This is a genomic window from Caulobacter sp. GW821-FHT10C03, assembly GCF_059415485.1.
This window is the reverse complement of sequence record NZ_JBWKNI010000002.1, coordinates 340,491-364,904: the sequence shown is the minus strand read 5'-3', so window position 1 is coordinate 364,904 and position 24,414 is coordinate 340,491. Positions and strand designations below refer to the sequence as shown.

Annotated in this window: 24 protein-coding genes; 8 read left to right on the top strand and 16 right to left on the bottom strand. The window is 69.5% G+C overall.

What is annotated here, in order from left to right; translation table 11 throughout:
- Positions 1-102 precede the first annotated feature (102 nt).
- The gene (locus AC07NG_RS03750) at positions 103-3,138 is read left to right on the top strand and encodes a DUF4982 domain-containing protein (RefSeq protein WP_494592276.1); all 3,036 of its coding nucleotides are present in this window, start codon (positions 103-105) and stop codon (positions 3,136-3,138) included.
- A 3-nt stretch (positions 3,139-3,141) separates the two neighbouring features.
- Here AC07NG_RS03750 and AC07NG_RS03745 read toward each other — a convergent pair whose 3' ends face one another.
- Together AC07NG_RS03745 and AC07NG_RS03740 are read right to left on the bottom strand one after the other, a co-directional pair.
- A complete protein-coding gene (locus AC07NG_RS03745) occupies positions 3,142-3,681 on the bottom strand; it encodes a hypothetical protein (RefSeq protein ID WP_494592274.1) in 540 nt (179 codons plus the stop codon).
- 7 nt (positions 3,682-3,688) lie between these two features.
- Positions 3,689-4,006, bottom strand: a complete 318-nt coding sequence (locus AC07NG_RS03740) for a hypothetical protein (RefSeq protein WP_494592272.1) — start codon at positions 4,004-4,006, stop codon at positions 3,689-3,691.
- 183 nt (positions 4,007-4,189) lie between these two features.
- On the opposite strand from AC07NG_RS03740, the gene AC07NG_RS03735 reads away from it, so the two are divergent.
- Positions 4,190-6,265 carry a TonB-dependent receptor plug domain-containing protein gene (locus AC07NG_RS03735; RefSeq protein ID WP_494592270.1) on the top strand — a complete coding sequence of 692 codons (2,076 nt, stop codon included), beginning with the start codon at positions 4,190-4,192 and terminating at the stop codon, positions 6,263-6,265.
- A gap of 68 nt (positions 6,266-6,333) precedes the next feature.
- Positions 6,334-8,448, top strand: coding sequence for a discoidin domain-containing protein (locus AC07NG_RS03730; RefSeq protein WP_494592268.1), 2,115 nt, complete (start codon positions 6,334-6,336; stop codon positions 8,446-8,448).
- 4 nt (positions 8,449-8,452) lie between these two features.
- Here the strand turns inward: AC07NG_RS03730 and pgi are convergent, their stop codons facing one another.
- Positions 8,453-10,072, bottom strand: coding sequence for a glucose-6-phosphate isomerase (gene pgi, locus AC07NG_RS03725; protein ID WP_494592266.1), 1,620 nt, complete (start codon positions 10,070-10,072; stop codon positions 8,453-8,455).
- 103 nt (positions 10,073-10,175) lie between these two features.
- Between pgi and AC07NG_RS03720 the strand changes: the two genes are divergently transcribed.
- Positions 10,176-10,667, top strand: coding sequence for a hypothetical protein (locus tag AC07NG_RS03720; protein ID WP_494592264.1), 492 nt, complete (start codon positions 10,176-10,178; stop codon positions 10,665-10,667).
- A gap of 126 nt (positions 10,668-10,793) precedes the next feature.
- On the opposite strand, the gene AC07NG_RS03715 is transcribed toward AC07NG_RS03720, so the two are convergent.
- Positions 10,794-11,396 (bottom strand): thioredoxin family protein, encoded by a 603-nt coding sequence (locus tag AC07NG_RS03715; RefSeq protein WP_494592262.1) that lies wholly within the window; start codon positions 11,394-11,396, stop codon positions 10,794-10,796.
- 192 nt (positions 11,397-11,588) lie between these two features.
- On the opposite strand from AC07NG_RS03715, the gene AC07NG_RS03710 reads away from it, so the two are divergent.
- Positions 11,589-12,326 (top strand): DUF1353 domain-containing protein, encoded by a 738-nt coding sequence (locus tag AC07NG_RS03710; RefSeq protein WP_492854248.1) that lies wholly within the window; start codon positions 11,589-11,591, stop codon positions 12,324-12,326.
- A gap of 6 nt (positions 12,327-12,332) precedes the next feature.
- On the opposite strand, the gene AC07NG_RS03705 is transcribed toward AC07NG_RS03710, so the two are convergent.
- On the bottom strand, positions 12,333-12,515 hold the full coding sequence (locus AC07NG_RS03705) for a hypothetical protein (protein ID WP_494592260.1): 183 nt from the start codon (positions 12,513-12,515) through the stop codon (positions 12,333-12,335).
- 89 nt (positions 12,516-12,604) lie between these two features.
- Here AC07NG_RS03705 and AC07NG_RS03700 point away from each other — a divergent pair, with 89 nt between their 5' ends.
- Complete coding sequence (locus AC07NG_RS03700) at positions 12,605-13,054, top strand: hypothetical protein (RefSeq protein ID WP_494592258.1); 450 nt, start codon at positions 12,605-12,607, stop codon at positions 13,052-13,054.
- On the opposite strand, the gene AC07NG_RS03695 is transcribed toward AC07NG_RS03700, so the two are convergent.
- Positions 13,051-13,422 carry an acetamidase/formamidase family protein gene (locus AC07NG_RS03695; protein WP_494592256.1) on the bottom strand — a complete coding sequence of 124 codons (372 nt, stop codon included), beginning with the start codon at positions 13,420-13,422 and terminating at the stop codon, positions 13,051-13,053. The two genes, AC07NG_RS03700 and AC07NG_RS03695, sit on opposite strands and share 4 nt — an antisense overlap.
- Positions 13,423-13,835: 413 nt before the next feature.
- Between AC07NG_RS03695 and AC07NG_RS03690 the strand changes: the two genes are divergently transcribed.
- Positions 13,836-13,958: a hypothetical protein gene (locus AC07NG_RS03690; protein ID WP_494592254.1), complete on the top strand. Its 123-nt coding sequence runs from the start codon at positions 13,836-13,838 to the stop codon at positions 13,956-13,958.
- A 484-nt stretch (positions 13,959-14,442) separates the two neighbouring features.
- Here the strand turns inward: AC07NG_RS03690 and AC07NG_RS03685 are convergent, their stop codons facing one another.
- On the bottom strand, positions 14,443-15,078 hold the full coding sequence (locus AC07NG_RS03685) for a LysE family translocator (RefSeq protein ID WP_494592252.1): 636 nt from the start codon (positions 15,076-15,078) through the stop codon (positions 14,443-14,445).
- A 75-nt stretch (positions 15,079-15,153) separates the two neighbouring features.
- On the bottom strand, positions 15,154-17,352 hold the full coding sequence (locus AC07NG_RS03680) for a protein-disulfide reductase DsbD family protein (RefSeq protein ID WP_494592250.1): 2,199 nt from the start codon (positions 17,350-17,352) through the stop codon (positions 15,154-15,156).
- 110 nt (positions 17,353-17,462) lie between these two features.
- Here AC07NG_RS03680 and AC07NG_RS03675 point away from each other — a divergent pair, with 110 nt between their 5' ends.
- A complete protein-coding gene (locus AC07NG_RS03675; RefSeq protein WP_110120470.1) occupies positions 17,463-17,855 on the top strand; it encodes a hotdog family protein in 393 nt (130 codons plus the stop codon).
- A gap of 120 nt (positions 17,856-17,975) precedes the next feature.
- Here AC07NG_RS03675 and ptsN read toward each other — a convergent pair whose 3' ends face one another.
- From ptsN to AC07NG_RS03635, 8 genes are all read right to left on the bottom strand, one after another.
- On the bottom strand, positions 17,976-18,443 hold the full coding sequence (ptsN, locus tag AC07NG_RS03670) for a PTS IIA-like nitrogen regulatory protein PtsN (protein ID WP_487289020.1): 468 nt from the start codon (positions 18,441-18,443) through the stop codon (positions 17,976-17,978).
- Positions 18,444-18,528: 85 nt separating this feature from the next.
- Entirely contained in the window at positions 18,529-19,164 is a 636-nt protein-coding gene (gene hpf, locus AC07NG_RS03665; RefSeq protein ID WP_110120468.1) for a ribosome hibernation-promoting factor, HPF/YfiA family, read from the bottom strand.
- 52 nt (positions 19,165-19,216) lie between these two features.
- Positions 19,217-19,828, bottom strand: coding sequence for an exopolysaccharide biosynthesis protein (locus AC07NG_RS03660; protein ID WP_492854242.1), 612 nt, complete (start codon positions 19,826-19,828; stop codon positions 19,217-19,219).
- A 120-nt stretch (positions 19,829-19,948) separates the two neighbouring features.
- A complete protein-coding gene (rpoN, locus tag AC07NG_RS03655) occupies positions 19,949-21,448 on the bottom strand; it encodes an RNA polymerase factor sigma-54 (protein WP_492854241.1) in 1,500 nt (499 codons plus the stop codon).
- A gap of 194 nt (positions 21,449-21,642) precedes the next feature.
- Positions 21,643-22,404, bottom strand: a complete 762-nt coding sequence (lptB, locus tag AC07NG_RS03650) for an LPS export ABC transporter ATP-binding protein (RefSeq protein ID WP_487288957.1) — start codon at positions 22,402-22,404, stop codon at positions 21,643-21,645.
- Between the two features lie 10 nt (positions 22,405-22,414).
- On the bottom strand, positions 22,415-22,957 hold the full coding sequence (locus AC07NG_RS03645) for an LptA/OstA family protein (protein ID WP_492854240.1): 543 nt from the start codon (positions 22,955-22,957) through the stop codon (positions 22,415-22,417).
- 42 nt (positions 22,958-22,999) lie between these two features.
- Positions 23,000-23,626, bottom strand: a complete 627-nt coding sequence (gene lptC, locus AC07NG_RS03640) for an LPS export ABC transporter periplasmic protein LptC (protein WP_492854239.1) — start codon at positions 23,624-23,626, stop codon at positions 23,000-23,002.
- A 14-nt stretch (positions 23,627-23,640) separates the two neighbouring features.
- Complete coding sequence (locus AC07NG_RS03635) at positions 23,641-24,258, bottom strand: ribonuclease D (protein WP_110120462.1); 618 nt, start codon at positions 24,256-24,258, stop codon at positions 23,641-23,643.
- Positions 24,259-24,414 lie beyond the last annotated feature (156 nt).

Here is a 24,414-nt window from a genome sequence, read left to right as displayed (position 1 = left end):
ACATGGATGGCGGTCAAGCCACATCTGCGCCCAACGATAAATTGGCCTGACCAATAACGAGTAGCTTGGGAGAGGTTGATGCGGCGCCCCCAGAACCGTTCGATGCCCCGTTCGCTGGCCCATCTGGGCCTGGCCGGCCTGCTCAGCCTGACAGCCACGCAAGCCCTCGCCCAACGCCTGGACACCCCGTTCAACGACGGCTGGCGGATGACGACCGGCGACGTCCAGGGCGCCGCGGCGGTCGAGTTCGACGACGCCGCCTGGAAGCCGGTCACCCTGCCCCGCGCCTTCAACGAGGACGAGGCCTTCGCCCGCGACATCCACGACCACTCGACCGGGATCACCTGGTACCGCAAGCGCTTCGTGCTGCCGGCCGACAAGGGCCCGGCGGTCGGCGGTCGGGCGATCCTCGACTTCGAGGGCGTGCGCCAGGCCGGCGACGTTTACGTCAACGGCGTGCTGGCCGGCGGCCACGAGAACGGGGTCACCGCCTTTGGCGTGGATGCGACCAAGTTGCTGAAGCCCGCCCCGTTCGTGAACGTCATCGCCGTGCGGGTCGACAACGACTGGAAGTACAAGGAGCGCGCCACCGGCAGCGGCTTCCAGTGGAACAACAACAACTTCAATGTGAACTACGGCGGCATCCACCGGGCGGTGCGGCTGCACCTGACCGGCGACCTGCACCAGACCCTGCCGCTCTATTCCAGCCTGGGCACCACCGGCGTCTACGTCTGGGCCGACGGCTTCGACATCAAGGGCCGCGCCGCCACCGTCCATGCCGAGAGCCAGGTGAGGAACGACGGCGCGGGGCCGCGCACCTTCAGCTACCGGGTCACCCTGAAGGACGTCGACGGCAAGCCGGCCGGCCAGTTCACCGCCCCGGCCGTGACGATCGCGCCGGGCGAGACCAAGACCGTCTCGGCCAGCAAGCGGCTTTCGGACCTGCACTTCTGGAGCTGGGGCTACGGCTATCTCTATGCGGTGACCACCGAACTGGTGGAGGACGGCAAGGTGGTGGACAGCGCCCTGACCCGCACCGGCTTCCGCAAGACGGAGTTCCGCAACGGGACCGTCTTCCTCAATGACCGCGCAATCCAGGTGCACGGCTACGCCCAGCGCACCAGCAACGAGTGGCCAGCGCTGGGGACCGATATCCCGCCGTGGATCAGCGACCTCTCCAACGGCCTGATGGTCGAGAGCGGCGGCAATCTGGTGCGCTGGATGCACATCGCCCCCGCCCGCCAGGACGTGGAGTCGTCGGACCGCGTCGGCCTGCTGCAGGCCATGCCGGCGGGCGACGCCGAGAGCGACGTCAGCGGCCGCCGCTGGGAGCAGCGGGTCGAGGCCATGCGCGACGCCATCATCGCCTTCCGCAACAACCCATCGATCGTCTTCTACGAGGGCGGCAACGAGAACATCAGCGAAGACCACATGGCTCAGCTGAAGGCCGTGCGCGACCAGTTCGACCCGCACGGCGGCCGCGCCATCGGCTCGCGCGAGATGCTCGACAGCAAGGTCGCCGAGTACGGCGGCGAGATGCTCTACATCAACAAGAGCGCCAGAAAGCCGGTGTGGGCGATGGAGTATTCCCGCGACGAGTCGGCGCGGAAGTTCCAGGACGCCTTCACCGCGCCGTTCCACGCCGACAGCCCCGACTACAACCGCAACCAGGACAGCATGGTCGCCGAGACCGTGCGCCGCTGGTTCGACTACTGGCGCGAGCGGCCCGGCGGCGGCGAGCGGGTCAGCTCGGGCGGGGTCAACATCATCTTCTCCGACAGCAACACCCACTTCCGCGGCGACAACAACTACCGCCGCAGCGGCGAGGTGGACGCCATGCGCATCCCCAAGGAGGGCTTCTACGCCCACCAGGTGATGTGGGACGGCTGGGTCGACGTCGAAAAGCCCCGCGCCCGCATCGTCGGCCACTGGAACTATGCGGCGGGCGTGGTGAAGGACGTCACCGTGGTGTCCAGCGCCGACAGCGTCGAGCTCGTGCTGAACGGCAAGTCGCTGGGCCGGGGCGCGAAGTCGGACGGCTTCCTCTTCACCTTCAAGGGCGTGGCCTATGCGCCGGGAACGCTTGTCGCGATCGCCCGCGACGCCAAGGGCAAGGAGACCGCGCGCGACGAGCGGGTCACGACGGGTCCGGCGGTGGCCCTGCGCCTGACGCCGCGCACCGGTCCCGGCGGCTGGAAGGCCGACGCCGCCGACGTGGCGCTGGTCGATGTCGAGGCGGTGGACAGCGAAGGCCGCCGCGTGCCGACGGCGCTCAACATGGTTGCCTTCGATGTGGCCGGTCCGGCCGAGTGGCGGGGCGGCATCGCCCAGGGCGACTCCAAGAGCGCGGCCAAGCCGACCGACACGCCGGTCTCGGCCTCGGGCGAGCCGGTGACCAAGGGCCCGGCGGGCGTGGACGCCGTCACTCAATATGCCGGCGCCAACCGCAAGGACGACAACTACATCCTGTCGAAGGCCCTGCCGGTCGAGGGCGGCGTCAACCGCGTGGCCCTGCGCTCGACCCTGGCGGCCGGCAAGGTGACGGTGACCGCCACGGCCGAAGGCCTCAAGCCGGCGACCATCACGCTGGACGCCGTCGCCGCGTCGAACGAGGCGCCGCTGCTCCCCGTCAGCCTGGCGCGCGGCCCGACGCCCGCAACGCCCGCGTTCAAGGTCCGCCGCGACACGCTCAAGCCGGCGAAGATCCTGGCCGGTTCGAACGCGGAGACCGCCGGCGCGACCACCGACGATGACGAGACCACCCACTGGGCCAGCGACGGCCAGCTGGCCAACGCCTGGATCGAATACGACCTCGGCAAGCCCCAGGTCGCCGACGAGGTGGTGCTGAAGCTGATCGGCTGGCGCCTGCGCTCCTATCCGCTGCGCATCACCATGGATGGCCAGGTCGTCTATGAGGGCGAAGCGCCCAAGAGCCTGGGCTACGTCACCCTGCCCCTGAAGCCGGTGAAGGGTTCGCGCCTGCGCATCGCCCTGACCGGCGCCACGGCCGACCGCGACGGCTTTGGCAAGATCGTCGAGATCACCGGCGCCAAGGCCGGCTTCGACACCGGCGCCGAGAAGGTCAAGGCTGGCGGGGCGCTGGGGATCATCGAGGCGGAGATCTACAAGACGCGGTAAGGCTCAGGCCGCCCCCGGTTCATGCGGCAGGACATGGAGGCCGTGGCGCCTGACGGCGGCCAACACCTCGTCCCGGGCGACGATCGTCTCGGGCAACAACACGTCGGTGCGGTCATGACCGCCGATCACCCGCACAGGGGCGGCGGCGAAGACCACGTCCATATGACGAAAGCCGGAGCGTTCACGTAGGCTGTCGCGCACGATGCGCGTCAAGCGGCCACTCGACGCCGGCAAGAAACGACGGCCCCGCCGCCAGCCGTCGGCCACATAGGCGCCTTCCCGGGCAAGCTCCGCATAGAACGCCTCGAAGCGCCGCTCGCCCTCCAGATAGGCCGCCACGTGGCCTCTCTTCACCGCGTCGCCGTAGAACATGAACGCCTCGGCGGCGCATTCCTCCTCCGACAGGCTGTGGTCGAAGATCGAAACGAAAAGCGGTAGGTCGCCCCATTCGCGATAGGGGTTTGGCTCCCTCAACGGCTCGCCCGGCAGGGAGTCGTCCCAGTGGATGCGCCGGGACAGCAGCGATTTCAGATCGGGCGTCATCGATGGGTCAATCGAAATAGTCTTCGAACCGCTCGATGCCGATGACGTGGATCTCGCGCCCCTCCTCGCCGAGGGTCTCGGAATAATCCACCAGATCGACGCCCGCACAGACGAGCACCGCCCCTTCGGCGTCGCAAACCTTCAGCGCGGCGGGGTCGTTCATGAGTTCTCGCCGTTCGGTCGCGCGGGCATGTCGGTCGGCGACATAGTCGGGACCAGGCTCGAACACCGCGAACGCCACCCCCATGGATGGATCCGACGGGATCAGGACGGCGTCGCCGATCCGTGCGTCTCCCGCCAATATCTGTACCCGAAGACTGCTCATGGACCTCTCAAAGCGCATGAACACCAGCAAGACAAGGCAGCTCGGGGTTTGAGAGCAAGATGGGAGATCCCGATCCTGAACTTCCCGTAATGATTTCCTATATTTAATCCACATTTCAGCCGTTTAATTTGAGATCGGCGCTCTCACGCGGCAAGACCTTCCCCGGGATTGAGGGGAAGTGAGATGTCCAAGTCCGTGTTGTTCGCCGGGGCCGCCCTGGCGCTGTTCGTCGTTGCCGGCGCCGCCCAGGCCGCAGATGCGCCGCAGGCCGCCCACGTCCCGGTTCCGACCGGCCCGACCAGCCAGGCGCCGATGGACGACGCCGCCCAGAAGGGCGTGCTGGTGTTCACGCCGGACTTCTTCTCGACCCTGCGCCCCAACACCGCGCTCGACATGGTCGACCGCCTGCCCGGCTTCGTGGTCAACGACGGGGCCGGCACCCGGGGCTTCGAGGGTTCGGTCGGCAACATCCTGATCAACAACAACCGCCCGGCCTCGAAGAACGACACCGGCTCGAACGTGCTGTCGCGCACCCCGGCCAACCAGGTCGAGCGCATCGAGCTGATCCGCGGCGGCGCGCCCGGCATCGACATGCAGGGCTACGGCGTCGTCGCCAACGTGATCCTGAAGAAGGGCGTCAGCCGCCAGTCGGTGCTGACCTACAACGCCGCCATCTTCGACGGCGGCAAGGACCTCTACGGCGGCTCCTACCAGTTCACCGCCCGCAACGGCGAGAAGAGCTGGGGCGTGACCCTGTCGGACGGCATCAGCTCCAGCGATTCCAACGGCGCCGGCCGCCTGACCCGCAAGAGCGCCTCGGGCGCCCTGCTGCGCGACGAGAGCTATCTCAACGACGGCTACGGCGGCAGCACCGGCATCCGTGGCAACTTCTCGGGCCCGGTCGCCGGCGGCAAGCTGGAGGCCACGGCCAAGTACGGGATCAGCAACTGGGACGAATGGCAGGAGACCGCCTCGGCCACCGCCTTCCGCCGCAGCGCCTACGAGGAAGACAATAAGTCCGGCGAACTGGGCCTGACCTACACCCGCCCCCTGGCCCCGCGCTGGGCGCTGGAGACCCGGGCGATCCACGAATTCAGCAGCTATGACGAGGTGGCCACCTACGGCCAGACCGTCGGCGGCGTGGCCGGCGACCAGGAGCGCTTCACGGCCGAGGGCAAGACCCAGGAATCGATCCTGCGCGCCCTGGTCCGCCACGAGCGTTCCAGCAGCCTGACGATCGAGGCAGGCGGCGAGGTCGCCTACAACATGCTCGACGTCGACCAGGCCTATTCGGTGGGCGGAACGCCGATCGTCCTGCCCTCGGCCTCGGTCAAGGTCGAGGAACTGCGCGGCGAGCTCTTCACCAAGGGCACCTGGCGGGTCAGCCCCAAGCTGACCCTGGAGGGCGGCCTGCGGCTGGAGACCTCGACCATCAGCCAGTCGGGCGACGCTGACCAGGAAGAGAGCTTCTTCTACGCCAAGCCCCGCTTCCAGGCGACCTGGACGCCCAAGGCCGGCCATCAGGTGCGCTTCCGCTTCGAGCGCGAACTGGGCCAGCTGGATTTCGGCGACTTCGCCGCCTCGGCCGAGTTCGGCGACGGCAATGTCTATGCCGGCAACGTCAACCTGGTGCCCGAGCAGCGCTGGATCTCGGAACTGACCTACGAGCGCCGGTTCTGGGGCCAGGGCGTGGTCGCCCTGACCCTGCGCCACGACGAGATCGTCGGCGTCATCGACCGCCTGCCGCTGCCCGGCGGCCTGTCGGCGACCGGCAACATCGGCGACGGCACGCTGGACAAGCTGGCGCTCAACATCGTGGTCCCGACCGACAAGCTGGGGATCAAGGGCGGCCGCTTCACCTTCAAGAACGACTGGAACCAGACCAAGGTCACCGACCCGACCACCGGCAAGGAACGGCCGATCTCGCAGGTGCGCCCGACCCAGGCCAATATCGGCTTCGAGCAGGACATCGTCGCCTGGAAGACCCAGTGGGGGATCAACTGGCTGCCGCTGCTGGGCCAGGGCACCTACGGCCCCGACCAGACCAGCAAGTGGCGCGGCACGAACTATTACGAGGCCTTCGCCGAGTACAAGCCGACCCCGACCCTGGCCATCCGCGCCCAGCTGAACATCTGGGACGACTTCGTCGTCACCCGCACGGTCTACGCCAGCCGCAGCCCGCGCACGGTGGACTATGTCGAGGTGCGCGACATCGATCCGCGGACCTTCGTGCAGCTGCGGGTGCGCAAGACCTTCTAAGAGCAGCCGCGCCGTTGACGGCGGCGCGGGGCCGGGCCAAAGGCCGATCCTCCCGACGGAGGTCGTCCATGCGTCGCCCGGTTCTCGCCCTGCTGTTCGCCTGCGCGGGCCTCGCCGCCTCGCAGGTCCATGCGGCGGCCCCGGCGGCCGACACGGTGACCATCGACCTGACGGCCGGGCGGCCGGCCAACCGCATCGATCTGGCCGCCGCCCTCGGCGCGGGGCTGGACGGCATGGGCCGCGGCGAGGTCGCGCCGCTCTACACCGCCCACAATGTCGCGCGCATGCGCCAGGGCGGCCTGAAGCCGATCACCTATCGCCTGCGCACCGAACTGGGCATCGAGGCTTGGCACTGGAACCCGCGAGGGGCCTGGAGCGATCCGACCCGCCGCCAAGGCTACTGGACCTCCAGCGACCAGCCCGGCCCGCCGATCCGCCTGAGCCACGGCTACGCCCTGCCCCGGCGCGGCGACAGCGTCGACAACGCCAACAACAGCGGCTTCTCGCGGCTCGACGACGGCGATCCGGAGAGCTTCTGGAAGTCGAACCCCTATCTGGACCCGCGCTACACCGGCGCGCCGGCCTTGCCCGAATGGGCCAAGTTCGACCTCGGCGCCGCCGGCCCCGTCTCGGCCGCGCGCATCCTCTGGGGAACGCCCTACGCCGTCGCCTATCGGGTGCAGCACTGGGTGGGGGTCGACGAATACGACCCCGCCGGCTGCTGGGTCGATTTTCCGGGCGGCGCGGTCGTCGAAGGCCATGACGGCGAGGCGTTGCTGCGGTTTGCAAAGCCGGTCGAGGCCCGATTTATCCGTATACTGATGACTAAGCCGTCAGGGACCGCACCGGCGGGCTCGACCGACGTCCGCGACGGCCTGGGCTACGCCATCCGCGAGGTCGGATTCGGGACGATCGACCCGGCCGGCCGCTTCGTCGACCGCGTCCGCCACGCCCGCTCCGGACGTGGACAGACCTACGCCCAGGTGTCGTCGACCGATCCCTGGCACCGGGCCATCGACCAGGATCGCGACCTGGAGCAGCCGGGGATCGACCTCGTCTACGCCAGCGGCCTGACGAACGGCCGGCCGATGATGGTTCCGGTCGGCGTGCTCTACGACACGCCCGAGAACGGCGCGGCGCTGATCCGCTACCTGCGTCATCGCGGCCATCCGGTCACCCAGGTCGAGCTGGGCGAGGAACCCGACGGCCAGTATATCGACGCCGAGAGCTACGGCGCGCTGTACCTGGCCTTCGCCAAGGCCCTGGGCGCGATCGATCCGGCCCTGGTCTTCGGCGGCCCCAGCCTGCAGAGCGGGATCGCCGACACCTGGCTGGACGAGGACCCCGACCATTCCTGGACCCGGCGGCTGATGCGCTACCTGCGCCAGCGCGGCGAGATCGGGCGGCTGGGCTTCTTCTCCTACGAGCGCTACCCGTTCGACGACCTGTGCGGCGACATCGAGGACAAGCTGCGCGAGCAGACCACGCTGAACGCGGCCCTGTTCCAGCGCTTCGCCGACGACGAGATCCCCCGCGACATCCCCTGGGTGATCAGCGAGTACGGCTTCTCGGCCTATTCGGGGCGGGCGATGGCGCAGATGCCCAGCGCCCTGCTGAACGCCGACATCGTCGGCCAATTCCTGACCCTGGGCGGGGATGCGGCCTACCTGTTCGGCTACGGCCCCAACGTGCCGATCAACCAGCACCTGGCCTGCGCCGGCTACGGCAACATGATGCTGTGGCAGGCCGATCCGAAGGGCCAGGCGCGCTGGCCGATGCCGGCCTATTGGGCCGCGCGGATGATGACGCGCGACTGGGCCGCGCCCGGCGGCGGGGCGCACGAGGTGTGGCCGGCGACCGGCGCGGCGCTCGACGCCAAGGGCCGGCCGCTGGTCACCGCCTACGCCCTGCGCCGGCCGGACGGCCGCTGGGCGGTGATGCTGGTCAATCGCGACAAGACCCATGCCCGGCGGATCGCGCTGGACCTGCTGACCGACCAGGGCCGGCGGCCGGTCGCGGGACCGCTGGACGTCGTGCAGTTCGGCCCCGCGCAATACGCCTGGCGCGACGCGGGGGCCAGGAGCCGGCCCGCGCGCTCGCTGCCGCCCCGGCGGTTCACGGCGGCGGCCGGCGCGCTGACGCTGCCGGCCTATTCGCTGACCGTGGTCGGCTGGGACCCGTAAGGCCCTACTTCTTCAGCCGGTCGATCAGGGCGCTGGTCGAGGCGTCGTGGCTGCCCACGGCGCCGGCTTCCAGTTCCGGCAGGATGCGGCCGGCCATCACCTTGCCCAGCTCCACGCCCCACTGGTCGAAGCTGTTGATCCCCCAGATCACGCCCTCGACGAAGGTCTTGTGCTCATAGAGGGCGATCAGGGCGCCGAAGGTCTGCGGCGTCAGGCGGTCGAGCAGCACCAGGGTCGACGGACGGTTGCCGGCGAAGGTGCGCTGGGGGGCCAGGGTCGCGATCTCGGCTTCCGAAACGCCCTTGGCCTGCAGCTCGGCGACCACGTCTTGCGTCGTGCGGCCGACCATGAAGGCTTCGGCCTGGGCCAGCAGGTTCGACAGCAGCTTCTCGTGCATGCCGGCCGGACCTTCATCCGACTTGGCCAGGCCGATCAGCTCCATCGGCGTGATGTCGGTGCCCTGGTGCATGCACTGGAAATAGGCGTGCTGGACGTTGGTGCCCTCGTCGCCGAACACCACGGTGGCCGTGCCGCGCGCGGCCGGCTGGCCGTTCGGGCCGACCGACTTGCCGTTGCTCTCCATCTCCAGCTGCTGGAGGAAGGAGGCCAGACGGCGCAGACGGTGCGAGTACGGAACGACCGAGCGGGCGCGGCGGTCCAGGCCGTTGCGGTTGAAGATCTGGGCCAGGGCCACCAGCACCGGGGCGTTCTTTTCCAGCGGCGCCGAAGCGAAGTGGGCGTCCATCTCGGCCGCGCCGTCGAGGAAGCCCTGGAACACGTCCCAGCCGGCGGCGACGGCCACCGACAGGCTGACCGCCGACCACAGCGAATAGCGGCCGCCGACCCAGTCCCAGAAGCCGAACACCCGCTCGTCCGCCACCCCGAAAGCCGAGGTCTTGTCGAGCGCGGTCGACACGGCGGCCAGGTGGGCGTTGGCGCCCTGCTCGCCCACGGCCGCGACCAGCCAGGCGCGGGCGGCGGCGGCGTTGGACATGGTCTCCTGGGTGGTGAAGGTCTTGGAGACCACCACGACCAGGGTCTCTTCCGGATCGAGGTCGGCCGTGGTCAGCAGGAACTCGGCGCCGTCCACATTGGCCACGAAGCGCAGGTCGATCTCCGGCTTTACCGGACGCAGGGCGTCCCACAGCAGGCGGGGACCAAGATCGCTGCCGCCGATGCCGATGTGCAGGATGGCCTTGAACGGCTTGCCGGTGGCGCCCTTGATCGCGCCCGAACGGACGGCCTCGGCGAAGGCCTTCATCCGGCTGCGGACGGCCTCGACATCGGCCATCACCGAGAGCCCTTGCGCCTTGATGTCGGCGTCGGCCTTGGCGCGCAGGGCGACGTGCAGCACGGCGCGGCCTTCGGAGCTGTTGATCGCCTCGCCGCCCAGCATGCGGGCGCGGGCGCCTTCGACGTCGGCGGCGTGGGCCAGGTCGAGCGCGGCTTCCAGGCCGGCTTCGTCCCAGGCCTGCTTGGAGAGGTCGAGATGCAGGCCGGCGACGTCGAGGGTCAGGGTCTCGAGGCGTTGGGGCTCGGCGTCGAAGAACTCGACGATGCGCTTCTCCCCGGCGGCCTTGGCGGCGGTTTCCAGGCGGGTCCAGGCAGCGTCGAGGTCGGCCACGGGCAACTCCATATGTGGTAAAACGGTGTTTACGGGAGCGGGCTTACCAAAGGTCAGTCTCGGCGTCATGAAGACCAATGACGTTTTTCGCCTGGAGCGCATGATGTCCTGCGACGCGATCGCCTTTTCCGCCATGTTGTGGCTGGCTTCGACCGGTTCGGCGGCGCCCGTCGACCAGGCTCCGGCCGTGGTTCAGCCGGGCCAGGCCCCGGCTTCGGTGGCGGGCGAGCCGCTGTTCGCCGACATCGTCAAAAGGGCCGGCGCACTGAAGGGCCAGACCGAGGCCTATCGTCAGGGCCTGCCGAAGGACGCGGCGGCGAGCGCCGTTCCGCTGTCCGGCTTCACCGCCTTCAAGGCCGAGATCGAGGCGCTGTCGGCGCTGGACATGAAGGGTCACGTCACCCTGAAGGAGCGCGGCGCGGTCGACGACCTCAAATGCATCCTGCGCGGCATCAGCCAGGACCTGCCCGAGAAGCTCTCGGCCATGTCGGCCGCCAAGACCGTCAAGGAGCAGGACCTCGCCCTGCGCGACATGGTCTATCTGCTGAACGACAACGTCGAGGTCATCACCGCCCCGCCGCAGCCGGCGGCTTGAGGCGGCGCCACCTTCTCTTCCGTAAAACCCCCGCGAAAGCGGGGGCCCAGGCTTTTTCTGAAACGTGGGGCGCTCGACGATAAAACACCTGGGTCCCCGCTTTCGCGGGGATTTTACGGGTGGGGATCAAGCGTCCTTGTACTTCACCGCGCAGCCATACGGCTGGCTCGCCGGCACCGCCACCTTGCGGCCAGCCTTGAGGTCGGCGAGGGCCGCGGCGACGTAGTTCTTGGCGCCGGCGATGTCCTCGACCTTGTTGCTGGGCTTGTCGTCGATGGCGCCCTGGTAGACGACCTGCCCGGCCGGATCGATGACGAACATGTGCGGGGTGGTCTTGGCCTTGTAGGCGGTGGCGACCACGCCCTCGGAGTCGAGCAGCAGGGTGGTGGGCTTGGCGCCCTTGGCGCTCATCCAGGTCCTGGCCTGGGCGCCGTCGGCGAAATAGCCCTGCTTGCCGGGGGCCGAGGAGGCGACGCTGAGCCAGACCACGCCGTCGGCCGTGGCGGCCTGCTGCAGGCCCTGCATGTTCCCGGAGTAGTGCTTCTTCACATAGGGGCAGCCCTCGTTGACCCATTCAAGCACGACGGTCTTGCCCTTGAACTCGGCCAGCGAGCGGGTCTTGCCGTCGATGTCCCTGGCGGTGAAGCCCGGGGCCGGGGCAGCGAGCGCGAAGCTGGGCGCGAGCACGACCAGCGGGGCGCTGGCGACGATCAGGCGACGGGTGATCATGGGGAACCTCCGAGGGGGCGGACAGTCGGCGTTGCGAGACATTCTCACGGATCGCCCTGCGGTGGAACAGCCCACCGGACGCGCAATCTTTTGTCGCGAACAGCCAAGCTTGCCCATGAGCGCTTGATCCGCCGCATTTCGGCCGCCAGAAGACGGCATCGCTCGCCCCGTTTCTCCCCGAACGCCACGATCATGACGCTCCGCTCCAAGCTTTCCCTCGTCGCCGCTCTGACCGCCGGCCTCGCCCTGGCCGCCTGCACGACGACCAAGGAGACCACCGTCTTCGTGCCGGTGGTGGCGCCGACGCCGCCAAGCTCGCTGACGCCGCAGCCGATCATGCTGTTCAACCAGGCCAAGGAGGGGCGCAAGCTCTTCACCCTGGAGGCCGAGTTCCCCTATTGCGACGTCGAGACCGGCAAGGTGATCGTCGTGCCGCGCTGGTACGTCACCGACTTCGCCAGCGTGCCCTGGTACGGCCAGGGCTTCATCGACCCGCAAGGGCCGACGGCGCGCGCCGCCATCGTCCACGACTGGCTCTATGCGGTGGGCGAACCGGGCAAGCGGGCCGAGGCCGACGCCATCTTCCTGCGCGCCATGCTGAAGTACGGGGTCAAGCCGTTCCAGGCCAACCTCGCCTACCAGGCCGTCAAGACCGGCGGCGAGCGGGGCTACGCCCTGCCCGGCGACTGGATGTTCATCGACCCGCGCCGCCAGGACGTGCGCCAGCCGCCGCCCTTCGCCCGGCCGAAGACCGGCGCGGTGCGGATCATGCCGCGCTGCCAGGGCTTCGAGGCGCTGATCCAGACCGGCTGGCGGGCCTATCCCCTGCCCCGGCCGGTGATCGCCGCGCCGCCGCCGGTGACGACCACGCGCACGCCGATCGACGACGTGAGGGCGCGCCTGCCCTGGGGCGGCGACAAGAAGAAGTAGAGGCCGCTAGCGGCGAGGCCGGAACCGGACCACCGCGGCGAGGCCCAGCAGCAGCACGGCCATGATCAGCAACGCCGGGTTCGGCGCCCGCCCGGTCGTCAGCGGCCAGGCCGAAGCCAGGGCGAAGGCGCCGCCGATCGCCGCGAGCGCTCCGGCGCGTCCCCGAAGGTTGCGGATGAGATCGTCCATGGGTTGAAGCTCCCACAGGACGCGCGAGCGGACAAGGCCGCGCTCTTTCCACCATTGCCGAGCTTGGGCGTCGGTCGTACGGCTAGGCCATGCTCGACTTCCTGTGGACCCTGAAGGGCTCGATCCCGCTGGACCCGACGACCGCCTACGGGGGCGTTCTCGACCGCGTGGCGGCCCTGCTCGAGCAGCAGAACAAGCCGCCGCAGCGTCCCGAGGCCAATGTCGTGACGTTCAAGACGCCGTTCTCGTCCTTTCGGCGCAGCTGGAAGGCCCTGCAGATCTACAACGAAGGCCGGTTCTGGACCGAGCACGGCCTGGACGGGCGGGTGCTGCGCTATCAGCTGAACTGCCTGCACCTGCTGCTGGTCTGCGTGCTGTTCGCCGTGTTCTTGGCGTTCATCTCCTTCAAGGCGGGACCGGACGGAGACGACGTCACACTGCACGGCGCCTACGTGCTCGCCGCTGTCTATGCCGTGAACATGCTGGTGGGCTGGCTGCGCGCCACGCGGGTGATCCGCGAGGCCGTGCGCGGTCGCTAGGGCTTCCTGGCCAGTCCGCGCAGGCGGGCCTTGTCGAGGCGCAACGCCAGGCCGGCGTTGCGGCCAGCCAGGGTCGCCACCCGGTATTCGGCGGCGCCGCCGAGGATCAGCGAGGCCTCGGAGGGGGTCAGGCCATAGTCCTGCTCCAGCCACTGGATCATCGCCCCGGTCGCCGCGCGCGCCGCCTCGTCCAGCGACGAAGCCTGACCCAGCACGGTGATGCGTTCGGCGGTCTCGATGCGCGGCGCGGCCAGCGGCCGGGCGGGCAGCAGCTCGACGCTGAACTCGACGTCCAGCGAGGTCTCCAGCGCCCACTGGGTAGTTTCGCCGTCGCCCTGCAGGGCGTGGCCGTCGCCGAGGAACAGCATGGCCCCGGGCTGGATAGACCGTGGCCCCCTCGCCGATCTCGTTGAAGTCCATGTTGCCGCCCCAGCGGCCGCTGTCGCCCGCCGACTGCGGGGGAAAGCCGAAATCCGGCGCCACACCCAGCCCGCCCAGCATCGGCCGGACGGGGACGGCGTAGTCCTTCAGCCGCTCGGGCGGATCCTCCAGTCGCGCCAGCCCGGCCGCGCGGTCCAGCCGCCAGCGGACCTGCTTGCCCAGCCCCGCCGATCGCGCGGCCAGGCCCAGCGACATGGCCCGGCCGGCCACGCCGTCCAGGCTGTCGGCGTAGTCGCGATTGAGCGTCAGCTTGCGGATGTGGATCGCCAGCACATCGCCGGCCTTGGCCCCGGCGACGAAGAACGGCCCGGTCTGGGGATTGCCGTAGAGCGCCGCGACCTTGCCCTGCTCGTCGACGCCGCCGGAATCGATCGTGCGGGTCGCCACGACGTCGCCGGGCCGGATCACCAGGGCCGGCGGCAGGTCGGCGGTGAAGGTGTTGGAGAAGCTGGCGGGCGAATAGGTCACCCGCCCCGGCGGTCCCTCCGGGATATCCAGCCGCAAGGCCGTGAAGGCGTGGCGGGCGCGGGCCTTGTTGCTGGTGTCGGGATAGTCGGCCCAGCCGGTCAGGACGCCGTCCCGCTGCGTGGCCTCATAGCGGTGCGGAACGCCGTGGCTGTCGATGGCGACGAAGCTGAGCTTGTCGCCCCGGCGGCTGCCGGTCAGGGTCCAGTCGTCGACCGCGCCCGACAGCGCCCCGTCCTTGGCGTTCTTGGGGTCCTTGGCGTCCAGCGTCAGCACCGAATGCTCGGAATTGCCCCACCGGTCGACCGACATCAGCCAGGTCTGAGGCGCGGCCGCCGCCGGCCCCGCCAGCGCCAGGATCGCCCCGAAAACAACCCCCAAAGCCGCCCAAGCCCGCATCTCGCCCTCCGCCCCTGGGGTGCGGGCCGCACGGTAGCGACGCGACGGGAGGTGACAAATGAAGCTTCTGACAGGTTGCGCGGTCAGCCCGCCGCCCTGGCCGCCGCCAGCCGCAGGCCCAGCCCGACGAACAGCGCGCCCATGGCCCGCCGCAGCCACAGCGCCACCCTGGCGTTGCGACGCAGGCTCGTCGTCAGGCGCGCCGCGGCGGCGATCAGCGCCAGATTGATGATGATCGCAGTCATGTTGGCCGTGATGCCCAGCAGGATCAGCTGCGCGGTCGCATGACCGGCGGAAGGCTCGACGAACTGCGGCAGCAGGGCGACGTAGAACACCGCCACCTTCGGATTGAGCACGTCGCTCCAGAAGCCCTGCCAGAAGATCGCGCCCAAACCGGCCCCGCGCATCTCGCCGTCGGCCAGTTCGCTGGCCGCCGTCCGGCTGAGCAGGGCGCGGACGCCCAGATAGACGAGATAGGCCGCGCCCGCCCATTTGACGATCTCGAAGGCGGTCGCCGAGGCCAGCAGCAGCGCCGAAAGGCCCGCCACGGCCGCCGCCAGATGCACATAGGCGCCGGCGTTGATCCCCAGCGCGGCCATGGCGCCGGCCCGCCGGCCCTGGGCCAGGGTGCGGGTCAGCATGTAGGCCATGTCCGGCCCAGGCACGAGCACCAGGACGACGCTGGCCGTCACGAACAGCAGATAGGCGTGCAGGCTCATGCGGCGATGATTGCGCGCGCCCCCGACAACGCAATCTCAAATCGCAGCGTTCGCCCAAAAAGCGAGCCCGGTTGCTCAGCCCTTGGCCGCCTTCTCCACCGCCTCGATCACCAGGCCCTCGGTCAGCAGCTGGGGCAGGATGGCGGGCGCGCCGCCGCCCTTGGGATAGACGAGATAGAGCGGCACGCCGGCGCGGCCCTGCTCGGCCAGGGCCTTGGCGATCGTGGCGTCGCGCTTGGTCCAGTCGGCCTTCAGCAGGACGGCGTTCTGGGCCTTGAAGGCGTCGGCCAGGCGCGCGCCCGACAGGGCGGTCCGCTCGTTGACCTTGCAGGTAACGCACCAGTCGGCGGTGAAGTCGACCATCACCACCTTGCCCTCGGCCTGCAGGGCGGCGACGCGCTCGGGGCTCCAGGGCTCGGACGTGAGGCCCGGGCCGGCGGCCGCCGCGACTTGCGGACCCGAGGCGGCGGCCGGAGCCTGGACCTGCAGCGCGCCGACGGTCAGGGCGATCCCGCCGGCCAGGCCCGCCAGGGCGAAGCCGAAGGCGACCAGCGGGGTCTTGCCGGCGAAGCGGCGGGTCTCGCCCAGGCCGTAGGCCCAGGCGGCGAAGGCGACCAGCACGGCGGCGGCCAGCAGCAGGGCCAGGGCGATCCCGCCGGCCTGCTGACTGAACACCCAGACCAGCCAGGCGGCCGCGCCGTACATCGGGAAGGCCAGGGCGTGCTTGAGCACGTCCATCCACGGACCGGGCCGGGGCAGCTTGCGCAGCAGGCCCGGAACGAAGGCCAGGATCACGAAGGGCGCGGCGAAACCGAGCGCCAGGGCCAGGAACACCAGCAGGGCGAAGGCCGGCGGCTGGGTCAGGGCGAAACCGAGGGCTCCAGCCATGAACGGCGCGGTGCAGGGGGCGGCGACGATCACCGCCAGGGCGCCGGTCAGGAAGGCTCCGGCCAGGCCCGAACCGCCCGAGACGCGGCCGGCCGCCCCTTGCGCGGCGGCGCCGACTTCAAAGACGCCCGACAGGTTCAGGGCCACCAGCAGCATCAGCAGCGACAGCACCGCCACCACGGCCGGCGATTGCAGCTGGAAGCCCCAGCCCACCGCCTCGCCGCCGGCCCGGACGGCGATCAGCAGTCCGGCCAGCGCCAGGAAGGTCGCCACCACGCCGCCCAGGAAGGCCAGGCCCTGCACGCGGGTCTTGCCGGCGTCGTGGGCGTGGGCGGCCAGGCTGGCGGCCTTCATCGACAGCACCGGGAAGACGCAGGGCATCAGGTTGAGGATCAGGCCGCCGAGAAAGGCGAACAGCAGGGCGACCGGCAGGCCGCCCGCGAGGCCGGAAGCGGCCGTATCGCCGCCGGCCTGCGAAGAACCGCCGGTCGAACCGGCGCCGGCCGCGGGCAGAGAGCCTAGCCCTACGGAGCCCGGAAGGGGCGCTCCCTCGACGGCGGTGATCTCGTAGGAGCCGCCCTTGGTGGCCACGACGCCGACCAGTTCCTTCACCGGCTCGGTGGCCTCGGGACCGAAGGCGAAGCCGGGGGCCAGGGTCAGGGTCAGGCCATCGGGCCCGCGCTCGATGGCCTGGGGCGCGGCGTGGTCAATGACCTGGCCGGAGTAAGGAAAGAAGTAGGCGTCGGCGAAGTCGCCGCCCTTCAGGGCCGCGCCGGTGACCGACAGCTTCACGGCCTGGCCGTCGCGGGTCCACACGGCCTTGAGGCCGGCCGGCTTGGGGGCCTTGGCCAGCACGGTCGCGACCACCTCGCCCCACTTGGGATCCGGCTTGGCCGGGCCGGCGACCACCGGCAGCGTCAGGGTGACCACCGCGTCCTCGGGAACGCAGATCTCCTCGCAGACCAGGAAGGCGGCGGCGGCCTTGAGGGTCACGGTCTGCCCCGGCTTGGCCGAGGCCGGCACGGTGATCGGCACCGGCAGCAGCACCTCGCCGTTGTAGGCATAGTCCTGCAGCGGCCCGACGCGCACCCGCTCCGGGGTCGGCCAGACGATGTCGCCGGCGGTCCAGCCGGCCGGCAGGGTCCAGACGATCTTGGTGGCGTCGCCGGCGTCGCCCGGATTGCGCCAGTAGGTGTGCCAGTGGGTCTGGATCTTCTGGCGCAGGGCCACGAAGACCGTCGAGCCCGGTACGGCCGCGGCTTCCTGGGAAACCAGCTCGACCTCCAGGTGGCCGGTCTTGACCACCTCGGCGCGGGCGGGTCCCACGGCGGCGGCGAAGAGGGCCAGGGGGGCCAGGACGGCGGCGAACAGACGGCGCGACAGCATCGGCGACCTTGCAAAGAAAACTCGCGAAGACACATGGCCCGTGCGCGCGCTCTCGACAACCGTCAAGCCGTCGTGGTCAGGTCGGGGAACGCTTCGAACCAGGGGAATTCATGCCCGCTTCCTTCGACGACATCGAGATCGGCCAGGTCGTGACCCTGGGAACCACGGTGGTGGACGAGCGGGCCCTGGCGACCTTCATCGCCGCCTTCCAGCCGGGCTGGGACCTGTCGCTGGGCGCGCCCGACGCCATGGTCTTCGCCATCTGGAGCCGGCTCGACAGCGAGGCCACCGCCGACTGGCCGCAGACCAAGCGGGTGGGCGTCGACGCCCTGCGCTGGCTGCGCAACCCGCCGGCGGGCGAACTCCTGCGCGGCCGCATGACGGTGATGGGCAAGGACCCGGTCGGCGAGGGCAAGGGCATCGTCATCGCCCAGCAGGACCTGCTCGACGAGGCCGGCCGTCTGGTGTTCTCGTGCCTGACGCGGAGCATTTTCGCGCGTTGAGAGGAAAACCCCCTCAGTCGCTTCGCGACAGCTCCCCCAGAGGGGGAGCATCTTGATGGCGCGGCGTCGGTCGCGATCCTCCCCCTCTGGGGGAGGTGGCCCGGAGGGCCGGAGGGGGTCTTAAGCCGCCGTCGGGGTCGCGATCTCGCGGGCCAGCAGCACGTGCACGGCGTCGGCCGAGCGGGCCTGGCGCAGCTGTTCGCGCAGGTCGGGCTGGCGCAGCATGCGCGAGACACGGGCCAGGGCGCGCAGGTGCTGAGTGTTGGCCTCGGGCGGGGCGAACAGGGCCAGGAACAGGTCGACCGGCTTGTCGTCCAGCGCGTCGAAGGCGACGGGGGTTTCCAGGCGGACGAAGACGGCGCGGACACGGTCCAGGCCCGGCACGCGGGCATGCGGCAGGGCCACGCCCTGGCCGACGCCGGTGGAGCCGGCGGCCTCGCGCTCGACCAGACCGTCCAGCGCAAGGTCGGAATCGACGCCCAGCACGCGGCCAGCGACGTCGGCGATGACGCCGAGCACCTGGCGCTTGTCCTTGGCGCTGACACGCAGGGTCACAGCCCCCTGGTCAAGAAGATCGCCGATCATCATGGACTTCAACTAGCTCGCTCTATGCCGGCCGCCGAAACACGGCCGCCGCGGTCCCGGAAACGCGCCGGGACCGCTTAGGCTCCAGCTAGCTCAGGGTCGAGCCGTTTCCGTTCAGCGGCTTGGTGCGCTCGGGGTCGATCCAGCCGATATTTCCGTCCGGCCGGCGGTAGACCACCGACAATCCGCCATGGGCGGCGTTCCTAAACACGATTGCCTGGGACTCGGTCAAGTCCAGTTCCATGACAGCCATCGAAACGGTCATCGTCTTGAGGGCGGCCTGGGTTTCGGCGATGACCATGGCCGACGGGGCGCCGGCGGGGTGGGCTTCCTCAGTGGCCCAATCTTCCTGGTCGCCGCCCTCCTCGCCGTCGGGCGCGCGCAGCACGTAGAAGGCCGCGTTCTCGGCCTGCTTGGCGGTGGCGGCGATCGAGTGGCTCTTGAGCCGCTGCTTGTACCGCCTTATCCGCGTCTCGATCTTGGCCAGGGCCTGGTCGAACGCCATGTGGGCGTCGCCGCCGGAGCCGTGGCTCAGAAGCTGCTGACCCGAAGCCAGCTTGACCGAGCAATCGACGCGGAAGGCGTAACCCTCCTTGCTGATCACGACGTCGGCGTCACCGCCGCGGTCGAAATACTTACCGATGCTCAGGGTGATTTCGTCGGCGACTCGCGCTCGCAGAGCCTCACCAACGTCGACATGCTTGCCGGAGATTTGGACTTGCATGCCCTATCAACGCGCCCGTCCGGGGGCGGTGTCAAGCGGGAGCAAAACGGCCTCAGAAGAGTCCCGAAAAGACCCCGATCAGCTTCTTGACGGCGGCCGTCACGACACCTGCACTGACGAAAAGCAGGGCCGTGCTGCCCAGCGCCATCAGATAGCCGAGCAGGGCCAGCAGACCGTCGCGCTGCAGCAGGGCGAGCGCCAGGACGGCCACGGTCGCGCCCGGCGCCAGGTTGCCCAGCGGGATCGGCAGGATCAGCACCAGGGCCAGCAGGGTGCAGACCACGCCGATCAGCCGCTCGCCGCCGGCCGCGAACAGGAAGCCGAGCCTGGGCCGCGTCACCACCTCCAGCCGACGCAGGATGGGCGTGATCTTGCGGAACAGGCCCCTGAGGTCGTCGCGCTTCAGCGGCTTTTCGGCCAGCCCCTCGGGCAGCCACGGCGCATTGGCGCCCAGGGCGATCTGCGGCGCCAGCAGCAGGATCGGCAGCGACAGCAGGGTGGACGAGCCCGGCGGCAGGGGCAGGCAGTTCAGCAGGCCGAACACCAGCAGCGTCGCCCCGAAGGCCCGGCTGTCGAAGGCCTCCAACATCTGACCGACGGTCAATACGGGCCGGGGGTCGTCGCCGAACCCCTCGATCACGTCGGACAGTTTCTCCTGGCTCATGCGCGGTCCTGTTTCACCCTTTCCTATAACGCGGGAAGCGGCCGGACCGCTTGCTCGAAAGCGTCACAGGCGGGGAGAAACAGGGTGCGGCGTCGCGTCGCAGGGGGACGGAGGACCTGCTCAGCAGGCTTCCTTGATCAGCCGGCGGCGCTCGACCGACGAGGGGATGCGCATGGCCTCGCGGTACTTGGCCACGGTGCGGCGGGCGATGTCGACGCCGGCGGCCTTCAGGATCTCGACGATGCGGTCGTCGGAATGGACGTCGGCCTCGCGCCGTTCGGCCTCGACCAGGCCCTTGATCTTGTGGCGGACGCTGGCGGCCGAGTGGGCCTCGCCGCCTTCCGACGACTGGATGGCCGAGGTGAAGAAGAACTTCAGCTCGAACACCCCGCGCGGGGTGGCGACGTACTTGTTGGAGGTGACGCGGCTGACCGTGCTCTCGTGCATGCCGATGGCGTCGGCGACGGTCTTCAGGTTCAGCGGACGCAGGTGCTCGACGCCGTAGGCCAGGAAGCCGTCCTGCTGGCGCACGATCTCGCTGGCCACCTTGAGGATGGTCTTGGCCCGCTGGTCGAGGCTTTTGACCAGCCAGTTGGCGCTGGCGAAGCTGTCGGAGACGAAGGTCTTTTCCTGGTCGCTGCGCGCACCCTTGGAGACGCGGGCGTGGTAGCGCTGGTCGACCAGCACGCGCGGCAGGGTGTCGGTGTTCAGCTCGACGTGCCACATGCCGCCCAGGCCTTCGCGCACGTGCACGTCGGGCACCAGGGTCTGGGGCGGATCGCTGTGGAAGGCCGCGCCCGGGCGCGGCGTCAGGCCGCGGACCTCGGCGATCATCTCGCGCAGGTCCTCGTCGTCGACGCCGCAGATCTTGCGCAGCGAGACGAGGTCGCGGCGGGCCAGCAGGTCGAGATTGTCGAGCAGGGCGGCGATGGCCGGGTCGTAGCGGTTGGCGTCGCGCAGCTGCAGTTCCAGGCACTCGCGCACGTCGCGGGCGGCCACGCCGCAGGGCTCGAAGCCCTGGACGACCTTCAGTACGCGCTCGATGCGCTCCAGCTCGCAGCCCAGGCGCTCGGCGATCTCCCAGAGATCGGCGCGCAGGTAGCCGCCAGCGTCCACGGCGTCGATCAGGATGGCGGCGATGGCCTCGTCGGCGGGCGACAGGCCGGCCAGGACCAGCTGGCCGTTGAGGTGCTCGGAAAGGGTCTCGGGACGGTTCAGGGCGCCTTCGAAATTGTCGTCGCCCTCGAAGCTGCCGCCGCCGCCGGCGCGCGACCAGTCGATCTGGCCGCCGGCGTGCTCGGCGTCGGCGCTCTCGCCGTCGCCGGTGGCGCGCTCGCCGGGGGAGACGTCGTCGCCGGGCGTATCCATCTCGCGGTTGGCCGCGGAGTCCGACACGTTTTCCATGCCCAGGTTCTCGACGGCCCGTTCGGGCTCGCCGTCGCGCTCGACCTCGCGCTCGCTGTCGTCGCGTTGCAGCAGCGGATTACGCTCGAGTTCGGCCTCGACGAAGGCGTCGAGCTCGATGTTCGACAGTTGCAGAAGCTTGATGGCCTGCTGCAGCTGCGGCGTGATGACAAGGCCCTGGCCCTGCCGGATGTCGAGTCTTGGGCTGAGCGCCAACGCGCCCTCCTGGCAAATCGAACGAAACTTACGATCGCCATTGAAAGGGCAGTCTGGTTAACGGGGCGCGAACGCCAGCAAATATCGGGCCAGTGCGACCATCCGTCCTCGGAAAAAGAAAAAGGCCTTGCAGAACAAGGCCTTTCCCCAGGTCGATGCGGCGAGACGACGCCGCCTCAATCGTGTCCGAGGCCTTAAGCCCGGTCGGCGAAGCTGTCGCCCAGGTAAACCCGGCGCACTTCCGGATTGTCGACGATCTCCTTCGGCGAGCCCTCGAAGAGCACTTCGCCGGCGGCGATGATCGAGGCCCGATCCACCATGTCCAGCGTCTCGCGGACGTTGTGGTCGGTGATCAGGATGCCAATGCCGCGGTTCTTGAGGTAGTTCACGACCTCGCGGATGTCGGAGATGGCCAAGGGGTCGATGCCGGCGAAGGGCTCGTCGAGCAGCATGAACGACGGCTCGCTGGCCAGGGCCCGGGCGATTTCCACGCGGCGGCGCTCACCGCCCGACAGGGCGACGGCCGGCGACTTGCGAATATGGGTGATCCGCAGTTCTTCCAGGATGCTGGTCACCGTCTCGCGGGCCTTGCGCGCGTTCTTCTCGCGCATCTCGACCACGGCCATGACGTTCTGCTCGACCGTCATGCCGCGGAAGATCGAGGCTTCCTGCGGCAGGTAGCCGACGCCGAGGCGCGCGCGCTGGAACATCGGCTGGGCCGTGATGTCCTCGCCGTCGAGATAGATCGAGCCGTAGTCGGCGGCGATCAGGCCGGTGACCATGTAGAAGGTGGTGGTCTTGCCGGCGCCGTTGGGGCCCAGCAGGCCGACGACCTCGCCGCGCTTGAGGCGCAGGGAGACGTTCTTGACCACGGCCCGGTCGCCGAAGGTCTTGCCGACGCCGTCGACATAGAGACCGTCCTCGGTCGGGCCGCCCCCAAGGGTTTGAAACTGCATTTATACGGCCTCAGGGCTTGGCGGCGGGCTTCTTGGAATCGTCGGACGTGCTGGGATAGACCACGGCGCGCACGCGGTTCTTCTTGCCGGCGCCCTTGGCGCTGGACTCCATGCGCACGTCGTTGGTCTTGGTGTTGACCACCATGCGGTCGCCGCGCGCCACGTCCTGGCCCTGCACGGCCACCACGTTGCCGGTCACCACGATGGTGTCGGACGAATAGTCGTAGGTCGCCCGGTCGCCACGCACCACCTGCTTGGGGGTGACGTAGAAGACCTCGCCCTCGGCCTCGACGCGGTCGACGTTGCCGCAACCGTTGCCGCCACCACCGCCGCCGGGCTTCTTCTGATTGTAGAGGGTCATCTTGGCGGCGCGCAGGCGCGAGGTCTCCTGCAGCACCTCGACGGCGCCGCGGAAGATGGTCTTGCACTGGCTGGAGATGGTCTCCTGCTCGTCGGCCGAGATGTCGACCGGCGCGCTGGAATTGTTCTGCGCCATGGCCGGGCCGGCCATCAGGCCGCCCAGGAGGCTCGCGGCGACGCCAGCGACCGCCATTGCTCGTTTCATCGACCTCGCCCTCATCTGTCGCACCGTCCTCTAGTTCCCGCCGTCGACGCGATCGAGGCGCGTGCGGACTCCACCGCGGAAAACGATGCGGTCGCCCTTGTCATATACGGAATAAGCGTTGGATTTCACCTGTCCTGTAGGACCTTCGCCCTGCAGCACGGATTCTCCGGTGATCACCCCGGTCTTGGTGTCGACGAAAGCCTCGTCCGACGCGAAGCGATAGCCGCCCCCGTCGTCCATGCGCACGTCGCCGCGCAGCACGAGCTTGAGGTTGTCCTCGCGATAGACGCCGCTCTTGGACGTCACCCGGCTGGGCTTGGGCTCGTCGATGCCCAGGGTCAGGGTCGGGTCGTCCAGCAGCACGCGCTTGAGGTCGGCGTCGTCGCGGACCGCCGAGCGGGCCGTGATCAGGAAGGCGCGACCGTCGCTCGACTGGCCGTAGAAGCGCGGATTGAGCATGCGGATCTGGGCCTGCGGCCTTTCCGGCGCGCGTTCGGCCGCCGTCACCGTCAGCCAGACCACCTGGCCCACGGCCGAGCCGATCAGGGCCAGGATGGCGATGGGCAGGGCGCCGCGCGCGGCCCGGACCAGGCGCGAGCGCCGGCGCCAGCGCCGCAGATCGCGCTTGAAGCCGCTCCTCATCGCCACGTCCGACACCGTCCGGGTCTCCCTTAAGCGTGCGCGAAGATGTCGACGTCTTCCCAACCGGCCAGGTCGAGCGCGGCGCGGTGGGGCAGATAGTCGAAGGCGGCCTGGGCCAGGGCCATGCGGCCCTCGCGCACCAGCATGGTGTTCAAACGCTCGCGCAGGCCATGCAGGTGCAGGACGTCCGAAGCGGCGTAGGCCACCTGCTCGGGGCTCAGCGAGGCCGCGCCCCAGTCCGAGCTCTGCTGGGCCTTGGACAGCTCCACGCCCATCAGTTCGCGCGTCACGTCCTTGAGGCCGTGGCGGTCGGTATAGGTGCGGGCGAGCTTGGAGGCGATCTTGGTGCAGTACACGGGCGCCGTCATGACGCCCAGATGCAGCAGGAACATGGCGATGTCGAAGCGGCCGAAGTGGAAGAGCTTCAGCACGGCCGGGTCGGTCAGCAGCTTCTTCAGATTGGGCGCGTGATAGGTCGAGCGGTCCAGGCGCACCACGTGGGCGTCGCCGTCGCCGGACGATAGCTGCACCACGCACAACGGATCGCGCCCGAGGCGCAGGCCCATGGTTTCCGAATCGATGGCGATCGCGGTCGCCCCGGCGAACACGCCGTCGGGCAGGTCGCCTTCATGAACAAAGCTGGCCAAGTGTCTTTCGTCTCCACGCGTCGGCGTCGTCGCGAACGGCGCCGCTCCGACGCCTTATAGTGGGACGTCGGCGATGCACGCCAGATGAACCGAATATCTATTGCATGGAAAGCTTGGAACCACCCCGCTCCTCGCATCTGCGAGGGTTGGTAAGGG

Excerpts from the sequence above, each read along its gene's own strand:
- AC07NG_RS03750 (WP_494592276.1), top strand. The coding sequence starts at position 103 with ATGCCCCGTTCGCTGGCCCATCTGGGCCTGGCCGGCCTGCTCAGCCTG.
- AC07NG_RS03745 (WP_494592274.1), bottom strand. The coding sequence starts at position 3,681 with ATGACGCCCGATCTGAAATCGCTGCTGTCCCGGCGCATCCACTGGGAC.
- AC07NG_RS03740 (WP_494592272.1), bottom strand. The coding sequence starts at position 4,006 with ATGAGCAGTCTTCGGGTACAGATATTGGCGGGAGACGCACGGATCGGC.
- AC07NG_RS03735 (WP_494592270.1), top strand. The coding sequence starts at position 4,190 with ATGTCCAAGTCCGTGTTGTTCGCCGGGGCCGCCCTGGCGCTGTTCGTC.
- AC07NG_RS03730 (WP_494592268.1), top strand. The coding sequence starts at position 6,334 with ATGCGTCGCCCGGTTCTCGCCCTGCTGTTCGCCTGCGCGGGCCTCGCC.
- AC07NG_RS03720 (WP_494592264.1), top strand. The coding sequence starts at position 10,176 with ATGTCCTGCGACGCGATCGCCTTTTCCGCCATGTTGTGGCTGGCTTCG.
- AC07NG_RS03715 (WP_494592262.1), bottom strand. The coding sequence starts at position 11,396 with ATGATCACCCGTCGCCTGATCGTCGCCAGCGCCCCGCTGGTCGTGCTC.
- AC07NG_RS03710 (WP_492854248.1), top strand. The coding sequence starts at position 11,589 with ATGACGCTCCGCTCCAAGCTTTCCCTCGTCGCCGCTCTGACCGCCGGC.
- AC07NG_RS03705 (WP_494592260.1), bottom strand. The coding sequence starts at position 12,515 with ATGGACGATCTCATCCGCAACCTTCGGGGACGCGCCGGAGCGCTCGCG.
- AC07NG_RS03700 (WP_494592258.1), top strand. The coding sequence starts at position 12,605 with ATGCTCGACTTCCTGTGGACCCTGAAGGGCTCGATCCCGCTGGACCCG.
- AC07NG_RS03695 (WP_494592256.1), bottom strand. The coding sequence starts at position 13,422 with ATGCTGTTCCTCGGCGACGGCCACGCCCTGCAGGGCGACGGCGAAACT.
- AC07NG_RS03685 (WP_494592252.1), bottom strand. The coding sequence starts at position 15,078 with ATGAGCCTGCACGCCTATCTGCTGTTCGTGACGGCCAGCGTCGTCCTG.
- AC07NG_RS03680 (WP_494592250.1), bottom strand. The coding sequence starts at position 17,352 with ATGCTGTCGCGCCGTCTGTTCGCCGCCGTCCTGGCCCCCCTGGCCCTC.
- AC07NG_RS03675 (WP_110120470.1), top strand. The coding sequence starts at position 17,463 with ATGCCCGCTTCCTTCGACGACATCGAGATCGGCCAGGTCGTGACCCTG.
- ptsN (WP_487289020.1), bottom strand. The coding sequence starts at position 18,443 with ATGATGATCGGCGATCTTCTTGACCAGGGGGCTGTGACCCTGCGTGTC.
- hpf (WP_110120468.1), bottom strand. The coding sequence starts at position 19,164 with ATGCAAGTCCAAATCTCCGGCAAGCATGTCGACGTTGGTGAGGCTCTG.
- AC07NG_RS03660 (WP_492854242.1), bottom strand. The coding sequence starts at position 19,828 with ATGAGCCAGGAGAAACTGTCCGACGTGATCGAGGGGTTCGGCGACGAC.
- lptB (WP_487288957.1), bottom strand. The coding sequence starts at position 22,404 with ATGCAGTTTCAAACCCTTGGGGGCGGCCCGACCGAGGACGGTCTCTAT.
- AC07NG_RS03645 (WP_492854240.1), bottom strand. The coding sequence starts at position 22,957 with ATGGCGGTCGCTGGCGTCGCCGCGAGCCTCCTGGGCGGCCTGATGGCC.